General features: G+C 39.2%; 8 protein-coding genes, 3 rRNA genes and 1 pseudogene. All 12 read right to left on the bottom strand.

What is annotated here, in order from left to right:
* Positions 1–52: 52 nt before the first annotated feature.
* Positions 53–1,519, bottom strand: a complete 1,467-nt coding sequence (gene guaB / locus ACEPXG_RS00060; RefSeq protein ID WP_391206072.1) for an IMP dehydrogenase — start codon at positions 1,517–1,519, stop codon at positions 53–55.
* A 100-nt stretch (positions 1,520–1,619) separates the two neighbouring features.
* A complete protein-coding gene (locus ACEPXG_RS00055; RefSeq protein WP_391206069.1) occupies positions 1,620–2,099 on the bottom strand; it encodes a glutathione peroxidase in 480 nt (159 codons plus the stop codon).
* Positions 2,100–3,402: 1,303 nt separating this feature from the next.
* Positions 3,403–3,518 (bottom strand): 5S ribosomal RNA (rrf, locus tag ACEPXG_RS00050).
* 58 nt (positions 3,519–3,576) lie between these two features.
* Positions 3,577–6,504: ribosomal RNA gene (locus ACEPXG_RS00045) — 23S ribosomal RNA — on the bottom strand.
* 234 nt (positions 6,505–6,738) lie between these two features.
* Positions 6,739–8,293: ribosomal RNA gene (locus ACEPXG_RS00040) — 16S ribosomal RNA — on the bottom strand.
* The 16S, 23S and 5S rRNA genes sit together here, the layout of an rRNA operon.
* A 266-nt stretch (positions 8,294–8,559) precedes the next feature.
* Positions 8,560–9,666, bottom strand: a complete 1,107-nt coding sequence (locus tag ACEPXG_RS00035) for an HD-GYP domain-containing protein (protein WP_391206066.1) — start codon at positions 9,664–9,666, stop codon at positions 8,560–8,562.
* 105 nt (positions 9,667–9,771) lie between these two features.
* Entirely contained in the window at positions 9,772–12,279 is a 2,508-nt protein-coding gene (gene gyrA / locus ACEPXG_RS00030; protein ID WP_391206063.1) for a DNA gyrase subunit A, read from the bottom strand.
* A 27-nt stretch (positions 12,280–12,306) separates the two neighbouring features.
* Positions 12,307–14,229 carry a DNA topoisomerase (ATP-hydrolyzing) subunit B gene (gyrB, locus tag ACEPXG_RS00025; RefSeq protein WP_391210016.1) on the bottom strand — a complete coding sequence of 641 codons (1,923 nt, stop codon included), beginning with the start codon at positions 14,227–14,229 and terminating at the stop codon, positions 12,307–12,309.
* 72 nt (positions 14,230–14,301) lie between these two features.
* Positions 14,302–15,420 carry a DNA replication/repair protein RecF gene (recF, locus tag ACEPXG_RS00020; protein WP_391206060.1) on the bottom strand — a complete coding sequence of 373 codons (1,119 nt, stop codon included), beginning with the start codon at positions 15,418–15,420 and terminating at the stop codon, positions 14,302–14,304.
* 1 nt (position 15,421) lies between these two features.
* Positions 15,422–15,649: a S4 domain-containing protein YaaA gene (gene yaaA, locus ACEPXG_RS00015; protein ID WP_391206057.1), complete on the bottom strand. Its 228-nt coding sequence runs from the start codon at positions 15,647–15,649 to the stop codon at positions 15,422–15,424.
* Between the two features lie 98 nt (positions 15,650–15,747).
* Positions 15,748–16,884, bottom strand: coding sequence for a DNA polymerase III subunit beta (dnaN, locus tag ACEPXG_RS00010; protein WP_391206054.1), 1,137 nt, complete (start codon positions 16,882–16,884; stop codon positions 15,748–15,750).
* Between the two features lie 171 nt (positions 16,885–17,055).
* Positions 17,056–18,362, bottom strand: a pseudogene (gene dnaA / locus ACEPXG_RS00005) (chromosomal replication initiator protein DnaA); the annotation flags it as partial.
* Positions 18,363–18,399 lie beyond the last annotated feature (37 nt).

The following is an 18,399-nucleotide window of genomic DNA, read 5'->3' as shown; positions in this document are numbered from 1 at the left end:
TTTTGCCTAGATAAAGACGTTAAATGGATGCAAAAGGTTCTTTCTATGTTACTTAGGATATGGAATAGTTAGGTGCTTCTTTCGTTATTTGAACATCATGTGGATGGCTTTCTCGTAAACCTGCACCAGTCATGCGTATGAACTGTGCATTGTCACGTAAATCTTGTAAATTTCCTGTTCCACAATAGCCCATACCAGCTCGAACACCACCAAGTAATTGATGAACTGTATCTGAAAGTGGTCCTTTATATGGTAGACGACCTTCAATTCCTTCTGGTACTAATTTTTTAGCTTCTTCTTGGAAATAACGATCTTTAGAACCTTTTTCCATAGCAGCAATTGAACCCATACCACGGTAGGTTTTAAAGCGTCTACCTTGGAATATTTCTGTCTCTCCTGGACTTTCTGTTGTACCTGCAAGTAAACTTCCTAGCATGACAACATGTCCACCTGCAGCAAGTGCCTTGATAATATCACCGGAGTACTTAATACCACCATCTGCAATAATTGTTTTTCCAGCTTTACGAGCTTCCGTTGCACAATCATATACCGCTGTAATCTGTGGAACACCAACACCTGCTACAACACGGGTTGTGCATATTGATCCTGGCCCAATACCAACTTTTACAACGTCAGCACCTGCTTCAAATAGCGCGCGAGTAGCTTCACCAGTTGCTACATTACCAGCAATAATGTCTAAGTTAGGATATGCTTCACGAATACTCTTTACAGTATCCATAACACCTTGTGAGTGTCCATGAGCTGTGTCAATCACAATAACATCTACTTGTGCTTGAACAAGCTTTTCAATACGGTGCATTGTATCTTTGGTTACTCCAACTGCTGCTCCAACCAATAGGCGTCCATGTTGATCTTTTGCTGCATTTGGAAATTCAATAACTTTCTCAATATCTTTTATTGTAATGAGACCTTTGAGTATTCCATTTTCATCCACAATAGGGAGTTTTTCTATTTTATACTGTTGTAAAATTTTCTCTGCATCCTCTAAAGTAGTACCAACTGAAGCAGTTACTAATTTTTCTTTCGTCATTACTTCATCAATTATTAAAGAATAATCTTGAATGAAACGTAGATCACGATTCGTAATGATTCCAACTAACTTTTGTTCCTCTTTATTATTTACTATTGGAACACCAGAAATTCTGTATTTGCCCATTAAATGTTCGGCATCATATACTTGATGAGTTGGAGTTAAGAAAAAAGGATCCGTAATAACTCCATTCTCGGAACGTTTAACCGTTTCCACTTGCTCGGCCTGTTCTTCAATACTCATATTTTTGTGAATAATACCAAGACCGCCTTGACGAGCCATAGCAATTGCCATCTTCGCTTCTGTAACAGTGTCCATACCAGCACTAATAATTGGAATGTTTAACTTAATTTTTGAAGTTAATTGAACAGACAAATTCACATCTTTTGGTAATACATCCGACTGTGCTGGAACTAGTAAAACATCATCAAACGTTAAACCTTCTTTTTGAAATTTAGACTCCCACATTTTCCTAATTTCCTCCTCTATAATTGAATATTATTGTAAGGTTATCAGCGCCTAGACTCACTGTCAAGAATCAAATAGTAATACAATTATTCCGATTTTTCTATCTAAATTGTTTTTCTATATCTTGAATCATTTTAGACGGAGAAGTCTGTGGTGCATATCGTTCTATTACTTTCCCTTCTTTATTTATTAGGAATTTTGTAAAATTCCATTTAATTGCTTCAGATAAAAATCCTTTTTTTTCGGATACTAAATATTGAAATAACGGTTCAGCATCTTTTCCTTTCACATTTACTTTTGAAAATATAGGGAATGATACGCCATAATTCAATTGACAAAATTCAATCGTACTTTCAATTTCTTCAAATTCTTGGTTATTAAATTGATCGCAAGGAAATCCTAGTATTACTAACCCTTCTTCTTTATAATTTTCATATAATTTCTGTAGTTCTGCAAACTGTGGTGTAAAACCACAATGACTTGCAGTATTTACAATAATCATTGGTTTATCTTTGTATATATTTAAGGATACATCTTCACCTTTTGTATTCTGCACCGTAAAGTCGTAAATTGTAGTCATTTTTACTCTCCTTTTTTTAGCTTATCTCTACCTTATTTCTTTCTTTAAATAATCTCAAGAATTTAGTTTGTATTTTGAGGGACAAGTCTCCGCATGAGTGGCTTAAGAAAAAACGCAAGCGACCTTTAAGTGCATCTTATCTTTACTTTTTCTAGAGTACTTTGGACGAAACATTGGCTACACTATTACCATTGGAATTTTTGTGGATCGTGAAGTGACTGCGTCACTTCACGATCCATTTTTCGGTAATCTTGTGGCGGTTGTTTGTCCGTCGCCCTCTTGAAATAGGTATAGACAAGGTACATAAGGTTTGGATAATGAGAGAATAAATCCTTTCCTAGTCTTTTAAAAGCGGACGAAGATACAATTTCGTCCGCTAAGCGCTTCTTTATCTATAAATGCTATCTATTTTTTTAGGTTCCATTTGCCCTATTGATAAACAATGGAGAGTACTAGTTCATTATTTCTACGAAGCATATTGTCTTTATTATTTGAACTATTGATTGAAGCGGAAGGCGGCGATTCCTAGGGGATTAGCAAGAAAATCAATACCCTGGACGGAGCGTAATGAAATTAATTTTTGCGACGAGTAACCGCAGGAGCAAATCTTTTCTGCGACGAGTAACCGCAGGAGCAAATCTTTTTTGCTACGAGTAACCGCAGGAGCAAAGGAAGCGGCTTGATGTTTGCCCGACTTGCAAGCGTCCGCTTCAGAGGAAATCAACCTGTTTATGGAGTAAAAATTTACATAATAACTCATTCTTCCTAAAAACGAAATAAATATTTCCATCTACTAGAATAGAAGACGGATTGAGTCTCTCAATATGCAGTTTATTTAGGCGAGATAACTTGCTCAATACAGCTATCTTTATTGGAAAATAATTCTTAGAGACTAATTGTACTTTACCTGTTACCAAATTTGGTAGTGAAGAATTGTTATAATATAAGCTAGATTTATTAATCCATAATGCAATCCAGAGTCAAAAATCCTTGAATTATTATCCATAATTAGTTAGAAAATGGCACTTTGAGACCAATTGTGCTCTAGCCGAGACTAATTCGGACAAACCCGAGACCAGTTTCCCTCCGGACGAGACCAATTCACACTTAGCCGAGACCAAATCTCATAATAAAGAGTTGGCTCTATGTGAGATAGTTCATTCAATCTATAAAACAACTCGAATATAGAAAAAAGTCCAAAGTTAGTTGCTATATTATATTGACTGGAGCTAAAAATAAGTATCCTTTAAATTTACAAATCAAAAAAGTCGTTACCGATTACTCGGTAACGACTTTTCATAGTGCCCAGCGACGTCCTACTCTTGCAGGGGGAAACCCCCAACTACCATCGGCGCTGAAGAGCTTAACTTCCGTGTTCGGTATGGGAACGGGTGTGACCTCTTCGCCATCATCACTAGACAATGAGTGCTTGTTCACTCAAAACTGGATAAAAGACATTGAAATATTCAAATTCTATTTGGTTAAGTCCTCGATCGATTAGTATTCGTCAGCTGCACATGTCGCCACGCTTCCACCCCGAACCTATCTACCTCATCGTCTTTGAGGGATCTTACTTACTTGCGTAATGGGAAATCTCATCTTGAGGGGGGCTTCGTGCTTAGATGCTTTCAGCACTTATCCCGTCCACACATAGCTACCCAGCGATGCTCTTGGCAGAACAACTGGTACACCAGCGGTGTGTCCATCCCGGTCCTCTCGTACTAAGGACAGCTCCTCTCAAATTTCCTACGCCCACGACGGATAGGGACCGAACTGTCTCACGACGTTCTGAACCCAGCTCGCGTACCGCTTTAATGGGCGAACAGCCCAACCCTTGGGACCGACTACAGCCCCAGGATGCGATGAGCCGACATCGAGGTGCCAAACCTCCCCGTCGATGTGGACTCTTGGGGGAGATAAGCCTGTTATCCCCGGGGTAGCTTTTATCCGTTGAGCGATGGCCCTTCCATGCGGAACCACCGGATCACTAAGCCCGTCTTTCGACCCTGCTCGACTTGTAGGTCTCGCAGTCAAGCTCCCTTCTGCCTTTACACTCTTCGAATGATTTCCAACCATTCTGAGGGAACCTTTGGGCGCCTCCGTTACACTTTAGGAGGCGACCGCCCCAGTCAAACTACCCGCCTGACACTGTCTCCTACCCGGGTTACGGGTATGGGTTAGAATTTCAATACAACCAGGGCAGTATCCCACCGACGCCTCCTCCGAAGCTGGCGCTCCGGGCTCTAAGGCTCCTGCCTATCCTGTACAAGTTGCACCAAAATTCAATATCAAGCTATAGTAAAGCTCCACGGGGTCTTTCCGTCCTGTCGCGGGTAACCTGCATCTTCACAGGTACTATAATTTCACCGAGTCTCTCGTTGAGACAGTGCCCAGATCGTTACGCCTTTCGTGCGGGTCGGAACTTACCCGACAAGGAATTTCGCTACCTTAGGACCGTTATAGTTACGGCCGCCGTTTACTGGGGCTTCAATTCGCACCTTCGCTTGCGCTAAGCACTCCTCTTAACCTTCCAGCACCGGGCAGGCGTCAGCCCCTATACTTCACCTTACGGTTTTGCAGAGACCTGTGTTTTTGCTAAACAGTCGCCTGGGCCTATTCACTGCGGCTCTTCTAGGCTATACACCCAAAAGAGCACCCCTTCTCCCGAAGTTACGGGGTCATTTTGCCGAGTTCCTTAACGAGAGTTCTCTCGCTCACCTTAGGATTCTCTCCTCGACTACCTGTGTCGGTTTGCGGTACGGGCACCTATCACCTCGCTAGAGGCTTTTCTTGGCAGTGTGAAATCAGGAACTTCGGACTAAGTCCTCGCCATCACAGCTCAATGTTACAGAGTGCGGATTTGCCTACACTCACACCTCACTGCTTGGACATGCATAACCAACAGCATGCTTACCCTATCCTTCTGCGTCCCCCCATTGCTCAAACGGTGGTTTGGTGGTACAGGAATATCAACCTGTTGTCCATCGTCTACGCCTATCGGCCTCGACTTAGGTCCCGACTAACCCTGAGCGGACGAGCCTTCCTCAGGAAACCTTAGTCATACGGTGGATGGGATTCTCACCCATCTTTCGCTACTCATACCGGCATTCTCACTTCTAAGCGCTCCACCAGTCCTTCCGGTCTGACTTCAACGCCCTTAGAACGCTCTCCTACCACTGATACCATAGGTATCAATCCACAGCTTCGGTGATTTGTTTAGCCCCGATACATTTTCGGCGCAGCGTCACTCGACCAGTGAGCTATTACGCACTCTTTAAATGATGGCTGCTTCTAAGCCAACATCCTGGTTGTCTAAGCAACGCCACATCCTTTTCCACTTAACAAATACTTTGGGACCTTAGCTGGTGGTCTGGGCTGTTTCCCTCTTGACTACGGATCTTATCACTCGCAGTCTGACTCCCAAACATAAATCATTGGCATTCGGAGTTTGTCTGAATTCGGTAACCCGGGATGGGCCCCTAGTCCAAACAGTGCTCTACCTCCAAGATTCTAACGTTTGAGGCTAGCCCTAAAGCTATTTCGGAGAGAACCAGCTATCTCCAGGTTCGATTGGAATTTCTCCGCTACCCACACCTCATCCCCGCACTTTTCAACGTGCGTGGGTTCGGACCTCCAGTAAGTGTTACCTTACCTTCATCCTGGACATGGGTAGATCACCTGGTTTCGGGTCTACGACCACATACTCATTCGCCCTATTCAGACTCGCTTTCGCTGCGGCTCCGTCTTCTCAACTTAACCTTGCATGTAATCGTAACTCGCCGGTTCATTCTACAAAAGGCACGCCATCACCCATTAACGGGCTCTGACTACTTGTAGGCACGCGGTTTCAGGATCTATTTCACTCCCCTTCCGGGGTGCTTTTCACCTTTCCCTCACGGTACTGGTTCACTATCGGTCACTAGGTAGTATTTAGCCTTGGGAGATGGTCCTCCCAGATTCCGACGGAATTTCACGTGTTCCGCCGTACTCAGGATACACTCAAGAGAGAATGAACTTTTGACTACGGGGCTTTTACCCTATCCTGCGGACCTTTCCAGATCGCTTCGTCTAGCTCATTCCTTTGTAACTCTATGTAGAGTGTCCTACAACCCCAAGAGGCAAGCCTCTTGGTTTGGGCTATTCCCGTTTCGCTCGCCGCTACTCAGGGAATCGATTTTTCTTTCTCTTCCTCCAGGTACTTAGATGTTTCAGTTCCCTGGGTGTGCCACAGATACGCTATGTATTCACGTAAATGTACTGCTCCATTACGAACAGTGGGTTTCCCCATTCGGAAATCTCCGGATCAAAGCTCACTTACAGCTCCCCGAAGCATATCGGTGTTAGTGCCGTCCTTCTTCGGCTCCTAGTGCCAAGGCATTCACCGCGCGCCCTTATTAACTTAACCTAATTCGGCTTCCAATTAAAATTGAAACCCTGAAAAATAGTAGTTAAAAATACTACGCAAAATATAATCACAAAAGTGATTACAAATTGAATTTCTTGAATTTGTTTCTTTCAATGTCATTTTATCCAGTTTTCAAAGAACAAGTTTTCAAATGCTCATAAAAATGAACATTCAAAACTGAACTGCAAAACGTTAAGATACAGATAAAAATCTGTATTCCGATATTATCCTTAGAAAGGAGGTGATCCAGCCGCACCTTCCGATACGGCTACCTTGTTACGACTTCACCCCAATCATCTGTCCCACCTTCGGCGGCTGGCTCCCGTAAGGGTTACCCCACCGACTTCGGGTGTTACAAACTCTCGTGGTGTGACGGGCGGTGTGTACAAGGCCCGGGAACGTATTCACCGTGGCATGCTGATCCACGATTACTAGCGATTCCGGCTTCATGTAGGCGAGTTGCAGCCTACAATCCGAACTGAGAACGGTTTTATGGGATTAGCTCACCCTCGCGGGGTTGCGACCCTCTGTACCGTCCATTGTAGCACGTGTGTAGCCCAGGTCATAAGGGGCATGATGATTTGACGTCATCCCCACCTTCCTCCGGTTTATCACCGGCAGTCACCTTAGAGTGCCCAACTAAATGCTGGCAACTAAGATCAAGGGTTGCGCTCGTTGCGGGACTTAACCCAACATCTCACGACACGAGCTGACGACAACCATGCACCACCTGTCACCGCTGTCCCCGAAGGGAAAGATCTATCTCTAGAACGGTCAGCGGGATGTCAAGACCTGGTAAGGTTCTTCGCGTTGCTTCGAATTAAACCACATGCTCCACCGCTTGTGCGGGCCCCCGTCAATTCCTTTGAGTTTCAGTCTTGCGACCGTACTCCCCAGGCGGAGTGCTTAATGCGTTAGCTGCAGCACTAAGGGGCGGAAACCCCCTAACACTTAGCACTCATCGTTTACGGCGTGGACTACCAGGGTATCTAATCCTGTTTGCTCCCCACGCTTTCGCGCCTCAGCGTCAGTTACAGACCAGAAAGCCGCCTTCGCCACTGGTGTTCCTCCAAATCTCTACGCATTTCACCGCTACACTTGGAATTCCGCTTTCCTCTTCTGTACTCAAGTCCCCCAGTTTCCAATGACCTTCCACGGTTGAGCCGTGGGATTTCACATCAGACTTAAAGGACCGCCTGCGCGCGCTTTACGCCCAATAATTCCGGACAACGCTTGCCACCTACGTATTACCGCGGCTGCTGGCACGTAGTTAGCCGTGGCTTTCTAATGAGGTACCGTCAAGGTACGAGCAGTTACTCTCGTACTTGTTCTTCCCTCACAACAGAGTTTTACGATCCGAAAACCTTCTTCACTCACGCGGCATTGCTCCATCAGACTTTCGTCCATTGTGGAAGATTCCCTACTGCTGCCTCCCGTAGGAGTCTGGGCCGTGTCTCAGTCCCAGTGTGGCCGATCACCCTCTCAGGTCGGCTACGCATCGTCGCCTTGGTGAGCCGTTACCTCACCAACTAGCTAATGCGCCGCGGGCCCATCCTGTAGTGACAGCGAGATGCCGTCTTTTAACATTTCCCCATGTGAGGAAATGGATTATTCGGTATTAGCCCCGGTTTCCCGGAGTTATCCCAATCTACAGGGCAGGTTGCCCACGTGTTACTCACCCGTCCGCCGCTAAATCAAAAGAAGCAAGCTTCTTCGTCATTCGCTCGACTTGCATGTATTAGGCATGCCGCCAGCGTTCGTCCTGAGCCAGGATCAAACTCTCCATAATAGAGAACTTAAAAAGCTCATTTTGTTTTGCTGGCATCATCATTATATGATGTCCAAATTGTTTTGCTGTCGGACTAACCGAAGTCAGCCTTTCAAGCTATATTTCTTAACGTTTTGCATGTTCAGTTTTCAATGTTCATGTTATCGACTTGTTTTGGCGACTTCTATATAATATCAAGAATAAACATCTATGTCAACACTTTGTTGAAATAAAATAAAAAGCCCTTTCCCTTCTGAATAAAGTTAGGAAAGAGCAAGATAAATTAGTTACATAATTGTCTCTATATAAACAGTTCTATTTGCTGCCAAATCAATTATTTGGCCAGACTCAGTTAATCTAATCATAGGTCGAAATGGCGAATCTCTATGAATGAATACTACTTCTCCTTTTTCCCCTGTAGATAAAAGAACTGGTGTAGAAATAGGTAGAGCACCTACTAATGAAATCAAAGCATCTACGACCTCAATGTTATATTTACCGAACTCTTCTTCTTTAATCATTTCCAATACTTTAAAAGATGAACTTTTTGCGCGATATATTCGTTCTGATGTCATAGCATGATAAACATCCGCTACAGCAATTATTTGAGAAAGTGTTGAAATGCTATCCAACTTTTCACCTTTTGGATAACCACTACCATCTAATCTTTCGTGATGTTGGAAAATAGCAATTTTCATCTCAGGCTTTAGTAATGGACTGTCTTTAACCATTTGAAAACTGTGAATCGTATGTTTCTTAATCTCGGAAAAGTCTGCTTCTGTTAAATACGACTTTTTCTCTCTAATTTTTTTATCTACTTTTGCCATCCCAATATCAGCCATTAAGCCTGCAGTTGCTATTTGAATAGTTTGTCCACCTGAGTATCCCATTTTTTTAGCGATGGCACCTGAAAGTATTCCAACCGCTATGGAATGATGAGCAATATACTTGTCAATAGAAGAGTAGTCATTCAAATGGAAAAAGATTTGTCTTTCTGCCGATGCACTTTCTATTAGAGGTATTAATATATTTCGTAACTTTGCTACATCAACTTTCATCCCCGATTCCCAGGTACTAAATTCCTTGTGATAGTTATTCACTCCATCATTATATAAATTAATAAATTCCACTTTCATTTCTGGTAGAGTTTCTTTTTTAATTTTATTTACTTTTTTGTTGTTTAATTTGCTCATTATTTCTTCGTCAGCTCTATTAAATTGGTTATCAATTACTATTGGTACTTTGTTTATATTAAAAGCACGTAATACTTGAATATGCTCTCTTGATACTTTTGTGTCTTTTCGTATAATAGGAGATTGCGTATTAACCAAAATATCTTCCGCAATAATACTTCCTAATCTTAACTCGTCCAAATTCTCTAATATATATTCCAATATATTTCCTCCTTCTCTCTAATTTTTCTTAATTATACCAAATATTCATTATTTAAATATGCAAAAAAACTCTAAGACAAAAATATTGCCTAAGAGTTTTTTCATTTATTCTTCTGTATTTTCTATTATAGACCCATTTATTTCATTAGAAGAAATTTCATCTACTACTTCTTCTCCGTCTTCTTCTTCTTTTTCTACTTTTGCAACAGTAGCAATTAACTCATCATCCGCTAATCTCATTAATCGGACACCTTGTGTGCTTCTACCAGTTAATGATATGTCATTTACATCCATTCGAATAAGCATACCGTTTATCGTAATTAACATTAGATCCTCTGTTCCATCAACTGCCTTAACTGCAGATAAAGGACCGTTTTTATCGGTAATTTGGCAAGTTTTTACACCCATTCCACCACGACTCTGTAAGCGGTATTCTAATTCTGGTGTTCGTTTGCCGTAACCATTTTCTGTTACAACTAAAATTTCTTGTTCAGGTTCGATAATTTCCATACCAACTACATAATCGTCATCTTTTAAACGAATACCTCTAACCCCACCGGCTGTTCTACCCATAGAGCGGATATCTGTTTCTTCAAATCGGACTAATTTTCCTTGACGTGTCCCAATAATGATTTGTTTACTTCCATCTGTTAAACGTACTGCAATAAGTTCATCGTCTTCACGTAAAGAGATGGCGATTAATCCATTTGCTCGAATATGAGCAAAACCAGATACAGGAGAGCGCTTCGTTACGCCTTGTTTTGTTGTGAAAATGAAATAGTTATCTTCTTCGAAAGAAGCCATTGGTATCATTGCAGTAACTTGTTCATCTTTTTCAATGCCTAGCAAGTTAACAAGTGGCAAGCCTTTCGCTGTACGGCCATATTCTGGAACTTCGAATCCTCTTGCACGATACACTTTTCCTTTGTTTGTAAAAAACAATATAGTGTCATGTGTTGATGTATTCAATAAATGTTCTACAAAGTCATTTTCGTTCGTTCCCATTCCTTGGACACCACGACCGCCACGTTTTTGGCTCTTATACGTATTTGCAGGTAAACGTTTAATGTAACCTTTATTGGTTAAAGTAAGGACAGAGTTTTCCACTGGAATTAAGTCTTCATCTTCTAACACTTCTGCTCCACCAGCAACAATTTCTGTTCTCCGCTTATCACTATAACGATCTTTAATTTCTGTAATCTCTTCTCTTATTATCTCAAGTATTCTATAGTCATTTGCTAAAATAAATTTCAATTCATCTATCAGCTTTACAAGTGCACTATACTCGTCTTCAATCTTGTCACGTTCTAACCCTGTTAAACGTTGCAAACGCATATCTAAAATTGCTTGGGCTTGACGTTCAGATAAATTGAATTTCTCCATTAAACCATTTTTTGCTTCTTCGCCGGTTTGAGAAGCTCTGATTAATGTAATAATTTCATCTATATGATCTAAAGCAATTCGGAAGCCCTCTAAAATATGAGCACGATCTTCTGCTTTATTTAGTTCAAATTGAGTACGACGACGAATAATTACTTTTTGATGCTCTAGATAATGGTAAAGCATTTCTTTTATGTTCAATACTTTAGGTTGATTATCAACAAGTGCGAGCATATTGACTCCAAAGCTAGATTGTAATGCAGTCTGTTTATATAAATTGTTAAGTAAAACATGTGAATTAGCATCTTTTCTAACTTCAATTACAATTCGCATACCATTTCGGTCAGATTCATCTGCTAAATGGGTAATACCATCAATTTTTTTATCACGAACTAATTCTGCAATTTTCTCAATTAAACGGGCTTTGTTTACTTGATAAGGTAATTCAGTAACAATAATTACTTCTTTACCACTAGCTTTAAGCTCTATTTCAACTTTTGCTCGAATTAATACAGAACCTCTACCTGTTTCATATGCACGACGAATACCGCTTCTACCTAAGATAATACCCGCTGTAGGAAAGTCAGGACCAGGGATTATGGTCATTAACTCTTCAATTGTAATTGCAGGATTTTCAGATAAAGCTAATACTCCATCAATTACTTCACCTAAATTATGAGAAGGAATATTTGTTGCCATCCCGACAGCAATACCCGAAGCACCATTTACCAGTAAGTTTGGATATCTACTAGGCAAAACAACAGGTTCTTTTTCTTGTCCATCGTAGTTATCTTTATAATCAATGGTATTTTTATTGATGTCCCGTAATAATTCTAAAGCAATTTTAGACATACGAGATTCTGTATAACGCATAGCAGCTGCTCCGTCACCATCTACAGAACCAAAGTTACCATGACCATCCACCAACATATAACGATAACTAAAATCTTGTGCCATACGAACCATTGCTTCATAAATGGAAGAGTCACCATGTGGATGATACTTCCCCATAACGTCTCCAACAATACGAGCAGATTTTTTATGAGGTTTATCCGGTGTATTCCCCAATTCTTGCATACCATATAAGATTCGACGATGAACGGGTTTTAAACCATCACGAACATCTGGTAATGCGCGGGATACAATTACGCTCATTGCATAGTCAAGGAAAGATGTTTTCATTTCTTGACTAATATTAATCCCTCTAACGCCTTTATTTGGAATTTCCGACATTCTCAATACCTCCAGTCACACACTTACTTAAATATCTAAATTTTTAACGTATACTGCATTTTCTTCGATAAATAGACGTCTAGGCTCTACATCTTCACCCATTAACTGTTCAAATACAGCATCTGCCTCCATGGCATTGTCTAAGTTTATTTGAAGTAATGTGCGAACGTCGGGGTCCATTGTTGTATCCCATAGTTGCGTTGCATCCATTTCACCGAGCCCTTTGTATCGTTGAATATTAGGTTTTGAAGTTTTCGGTAAACGATCTATAATTTCTTTTAGTTGTTCGTCATTATAGCAATATTCTACATGTTTCCCTTGTTTCACTTGATATAACGGTGGTTGTGCAGCATACACATAGCCAGCTTCGATTAATGGTCTCATGAATCGAAAGAAGAATGTAAGTAATAAAGTTCTAATATGTGCACCGTCAACATCAGCATCAGTCATTATGATTATTTTATGGTAACGAGCTTTTTCTAAAGTAAATTCTTCTCCAATACCGGTACCAAGAGCTGTAATCATGGCACGTATTTCAGCGTTTCCAAGAATTCTATCTAAACGTGCTTTTTCCACGTTTAAAATTTTCCCACGCAAAGGTAATATTGCTTGGAAGTGACGATCTCGTCCTGATTTTGCCGAACCACCAGCAGAGTCACCTTCTACGATATACAATTCGCTTTCTGCAGGTACACGCGAAGAACAATCTGCCAGTTTCCCAGGAAGACTTGAAACTTCTAAAGCTGACTTTCTACGAGTAAATTCACGAGCTTTTTTAGCAGCGAGACGAGCTCTTGCAGCCATTAGGCCTTTGTCTACAACTTTTCGGGCAACTTGGGGATTTTCTAATAAAAAACGATCAAAGCCTTCTGCAAATAAACTATTTGTAATAGTACTCACTTCTGAATTACCTAGTTTTGTCTTCGTTTGTCCTTCAAATTGGGGATTAGGGTGTTTAACGGAGACGATTGCTGTTAAACCTTCCCTTACATCGTCCCCCGATAAATTAGTATCAGCATCTTTTAAGAGACCATTTTTTCTAGCGTAGTCATTAATAACACGAGTGAGTGCCATTTTGAAACCTGACTCATGTGTTCCACCCTCATACGTATTAATATTATTCGCAAAAGATAATATATTAGACGAATATCCGGCATTATATTGCATAGCAATTTCAATGGAAATACCATCTTTTTCGCCTTCTACAAATATTGCTTCTTCCGTAATTGGCTCTTTAGATTTATTAAGATCCTCCACGTAAGATTTTATTCCGCCTTCATAGTAATATTTAATAGATTTTTCTTGTCCTTCTCGTTCATCCGCAATTGTAATAGACAATCCACGATTTAGATAAGCCAGTTCACGTACACGATGGGATAAAAGATCAAATTCATATACAGTAGTTTCAGTGAAAATTTCAAAGTCTGCTTTAAATCTTGTTAATGTTCCAGTTTCATCTGAATCACCAACAACAGCTAATGGAGAACTAACATCTCCTCGTTCAAATTTAATACTATGAATTTTTCCATCACGTTTAACATATACTTCTGTAAACTCAGAAAGGGCATTTACAACAGATGCACCAACTCCGTGAAGTCCACCGGAGACTTTATAGCCTCCACCGCCAAATTTACCTCCAGCATGGAGAACAGTCATGATTACTTCAACTGCTGGTTTTCCCATTTTTTCTTGATTACTTACAGGGATTCCACGTCCATTATCTTCTACTCGGATCCAATTGTCTTTTTCAATTGTGACGATAATATGATCGCAATAGCCTGCAAGTGCTTCATCAATACTATTATCGACTATTTCCCACACCAAATGGTGGAGTCCTTTTGAACTGGTAGTACCAATATACATCCCTGGACGTTTTCTTACAGCTTCTAATCCCTCTAAAACTTGTATCTGTTCAGCATCATAAGATGATTCTAATTCTTTTTCTTCCATTGCCAACTTGCTCACCCACTCTTTCATCACTTCAATAATGGTGAAACTAATCTATTTTAATATATTAGAAATTTATTGTTTTATCACAACTGCCCCTTGTTCCACATGAAACATTTGAGCCTGTTGAATAGTTTCATGTGCAAGACCATCTACACTTGTAGTAGTGACAAAGGTTTGTACATCCCCTTGAATGGTATTTAACAAATGAGACTGTCTATAATCATCAAGTTCTGACAAAACGTCATCCAGTAATAAAACAGGAGCTTCACCTACCTCCTGTTTTATAAGCTCTATCTCAGCAAGTTTTAAAGATAATGCCGTTGTACGCTGTTGTCCTTGGGATCCGTATGTTTGAACATCATAATTATTCACAAAAAATTGGAGATCATCTCTGTGAGGACCTGTTAAGGTTACACCTCTATCAAGTTCTCTTTTTTGACTTTCAAATAATCTTTTTTCTAGATGGTCTTTCATTTCATTTTCCGACCAATCTGCTTTTATGCCAGAAGCTGTATGATAGGATACTGTCAACTTTTCTAGACCTCTAGAAATACCAAAATGAATTGGCTCTGCCCACTTTTGTAATAAGTCCATGAATTGAAATCTTTTTTGAATAACCTTTACAGCAGCATCTATATATTGTTCTGTATATACATCAAACATGACGTCGTTTAATAATGATTTCCCTTGATGCTGTTTTAGAATATGATTTCGTTGTTTTAATACTTTTTGGAAATGAAGTAAATCATGTAAATAAACAGGGGAAATTTGACCGATCTCCATATCAAGAAACCGTCTTCTAACTTGTGGACTTCCTTTTACTAAATATAAATCTTCTGGTGCAAACATAACTACATTCAACTGTCCAATATAATAACTAAGCTTTGTTTGCTCGAGGTGATTAACTTTTGCTTTTTTACCTTTTTTTGACAATATTAATTCTAAAGGCAAACGACCATATCTCTTTTGAATATCACCTTTTATTTTACCATAGTCTGCATCCCAGCGTATCAATTCTTTATCATTAGCTGTTCTGTGTGACTTCGCCATAGATAAAACATATAGTGATTCCATTAAATTTGTTTTTCCTTGCGCATTTTCTCCGATCAAGACATTAATTTTAGAGGAAAAATCCAATTGAATAGAATCATAATTACGGTAATCTTTTAGTTCTAATCGTTCGATATACATGTCAATCCCCGTTCTCTGGTCCAATCAATTGGAATTTTCCTACACCAGGAATATTCACTATATCCTTATTTCGAAGTTTTCGGCCTCTTCGCTGATCTATTTCACCATTCACATAAACACTATTTTCACTTAAAAACCATTTAGCCATTCCACCAGAACTTATTACATCTGTCATTTTTAATAACTGACCAAGTGTGATAAATTCCGTGTCAAATCGAATATTTTCCAAAAATAATTCAACCTCTTCTCATTTTCATTATCCCTTCATTTTACTCTAAATAATCAAATAAGTAAAAAAAGATAGTCACCGAAGTGACTATCTTAAAATTAATATGTTCTTACTGGCAAAATTAGTTGCAAAATGGAATCATCATGTACTGACTTCAAAACAAAGGGTCTCATAGTTCCGGAAAATAATATTTTTATATCTTGTCCATCAATAGCTTTTAGTGCATCCATCATATACTTTGCACTAAAGGAGATTTTTAACTCTTCTCCGTCGATAGACTCTGCCAAAATTTGCTCTTCTACATTACCTATTTCTGGAGAATTCGAGGATACCTCAACAAATCCTTGTCCAATCGTTGAAAAACGAACGACATTATTTCTTTCTTCTCTTGCTAGTAATGATGCACGATCTATTGCTTGTAGTAACGACTTTCCGTTAACTAAAATTGTTGTTTTATATTCACTTGGGATTAATCGAGATGTATCCGGATAGTTACCTTCTAATAATCTGGAATAAAATAATACATCTTCTGTTTTAAATAAAATTTGTTGTTGGGTCATTACAATAGCAACTTCAGAAGACGTTTCTTCTAAGATTTTATTTAATTCGTTTAAGCTCTTCCCTGGAATTACAACAGTATATTCTTCTTCCGGTAATTCTTTTACGCTAGTTTTTCTACTGGCTAATCGATGACTATCTGTTGCTACACAATGAAGTTCACCATTTTTAATCTGCCAGTTTACTCCAGTGAGGACAGGGCGACTTTCTGAGGTAGATACAGCAAATACAGTTTCTTTAATAATTGATTTTAATAAGTCTGAAGGCATAAAAAATTGACGATTTTCTTCAATTTGCGGAAGTAACGGATATTCGGTGGCATCTAATCCTATTAGACTAAATTCAGATTTTCCTGAGCGAATATGTGTTTGAAACTGGTTAGTAACTTCAATCTCTATATCATTTGTAGGCAACTTACGTACAATCTCACTAAATACTTTTGCTTGTAAAACTATAGAACCTGTTTCCGTAATTTTAATAATTTGTTCTCCATTTTTTTCTGTAGGGATAAATGTTTGAATTGTGATATCAGAATCACTACCAGTAATATAAAGACCTGAATTTATAACCTCTAATTTTAATCCAGTTAATATCGGAACAGTTGTTTTAGAACTTACCGCTTTCATTACATCATTCAATCCCTCTAACAAACTATCTCTTGTTATATTGAATTTCATTTTCCTACCTCACTTATATAATTATTATTTATTAAAAGATTAATAGATATAGTAATAGGGGCTGTGGATTTGTTGATAACATCATTTTCCCTTACTCGCGCTAAAGTATCCACATGTGGATAAGTTGTGGTTAAACTAAATGATAACAATACAACTTATCCACAACTTCTTTTATCGTCCTAAAATAGACTTTATTTGTTTTACATCATCTTGTAAGTTTAGATCATCTTTAAGCATTCTCGAAATTTTCTCATGCGCATGAATCACAGTCGTGTGATCACGTCCTCCAAATTCTTCTCCAATTTTAGGTAAAGAGAAATCAGTTAACTCGCGAGAAAGATACATTGCTACTTGTCGAGGAAATGCAATAGATTTAGTCCGTTTTTTAGCAGTAAAATCCTCTAGTCTTATATGAAAATGCTCTCCTACAACCTTTTGAATATCTAGAATTGTAATAATTCGTGGACGAGCGTTTGGCAAAATGTCTTTAAGTGCTTCGGCGGCTAAGTCAGGGTTAATATCTTTATTTACGAGAGAAGAATAGGCAACTACTCGTATTAGTGCACCTTCTAATTCGCGAATATTCGAATCTATTTGATTTGCAATATAAGCCATTACTTCGTCCGATATATCTAAGCCATCCGCTCTTGCCTTTTTACGTAAAATTGCAGTTCTAGTTTCTAAATCAGGTGGTGCAATATCTGTTATCAAACCCCATTCAAATCTTGAACGAAGACGATCCTCGAGTGTAGGAATTTCTTTTGGTGGTCGATCACTTGAAATGACAATTTGCTTAGATTCTTCATGTAAAGCATTAAAAGTATGAAAAAATTCTTCCTGAGTTGATTCTTTTCCTGCAAGGAATTGAATATCATCAATTAATAGGACATCAATATTACGATATTTATTGCGAAATTCAATTGTTTTATTATCACGTATGGAGTTAATAAACTCATTTGTAAATTTTTCTGAAGATAAATAAACCACTTTTGCATTTGGATTGTGTTCTTGAACATAATGACCAATCGCATGCATTAAGTGGGTTTTACCTAATCCAACTCCTCCATATACAAATAGAGGGTTATAGGCTTTTGCAGGAGCTTCTGCCACAGCTAAAGATGCAGCATGAGCAAAGCGGTTTCCAGAGCCAATTACAAATGTATCGAACGTATACTTGGAATTTAACATTCCTGGTGAAAAATCAGGTTGATCTCCATTATTTGAAGAAATTTTAGGACTTGGTACTTCAAAATCATCCAAACCTTGATTTTTAGGTACAACAAACGAAATAAGTAGTTCATTGCCTGTTAACTCAGTTAGTATTCCGGCAATTAGGTGAACATAATGATTTTCAAGCCAATCTCTTGCAAAGGAATTAGGAGCAGCTATCGTTACAGTTTCTCCTTTATATGAAAGTAGCTTGGTTGACTTTAACCAAGTTTCAAAACTAGGTTTAGAAGTCTTTTTTTCTACCTCAGAGAGAACTTTAGCCCATAGTTCTTCTAAATGTTCCAA

The sequence above is a fragment of the Psychrobacillus sp. L4 genome (assembly GCF_042944905.1).
GTDB lineage: Bacteria > Bacillota > Bacilli > Bacillales_A > Planococcaceae > Psychrobacillus.
The sequence above is the reverse complement of the archived record's forward strand: the minus strand, read 5'-3'. Positions and strand labels throughout refer to the sequence as shown.

Bases quoted from the DNA above. Each gene is read 5' to 3' on its own strand.
- gyrA (WP_391206063.1), bottom strand. From the start codon at position 12,279: ATGTCGGAAATTCCAAATAAAGGCGTTAGAGGGATTAATATTAGTCAA.
- recF (WP_391206060.1), bottom strand. From the start codon at position 15,420: ATGTATATCGAACGATTAGAACTAAAAGATTACCGTAATTATGATTCT.
- guaB (WP_391206072.1), bottom strand. From the start codon at position 1,519: ATGTGGGAGTCTAAATTTCAAAAAGAAGGTTTAACGTTTGATGATGTT.
- ACEPXG_RS00055 (WP_391206069.1), bottom strand. From the start codon at position 2,099: ATGACTACAATTTACGACTTTACGGTGCAGAATACAAAAGGTGAAGAT.
- dnaN (WP_391206054.1), bottom strand. From the start codon at position 16,884: ATGAAATTCAATATAACAAGAGATAGTTTGTTAGAGGGATTGAATGAT.
- gyrB (WP_391210016.1), bottom strand. From the start codon at position 14,229: ATGGAAGAAAAAGAATTAGAATCATCTTATGATGCTGAACAGATACAA.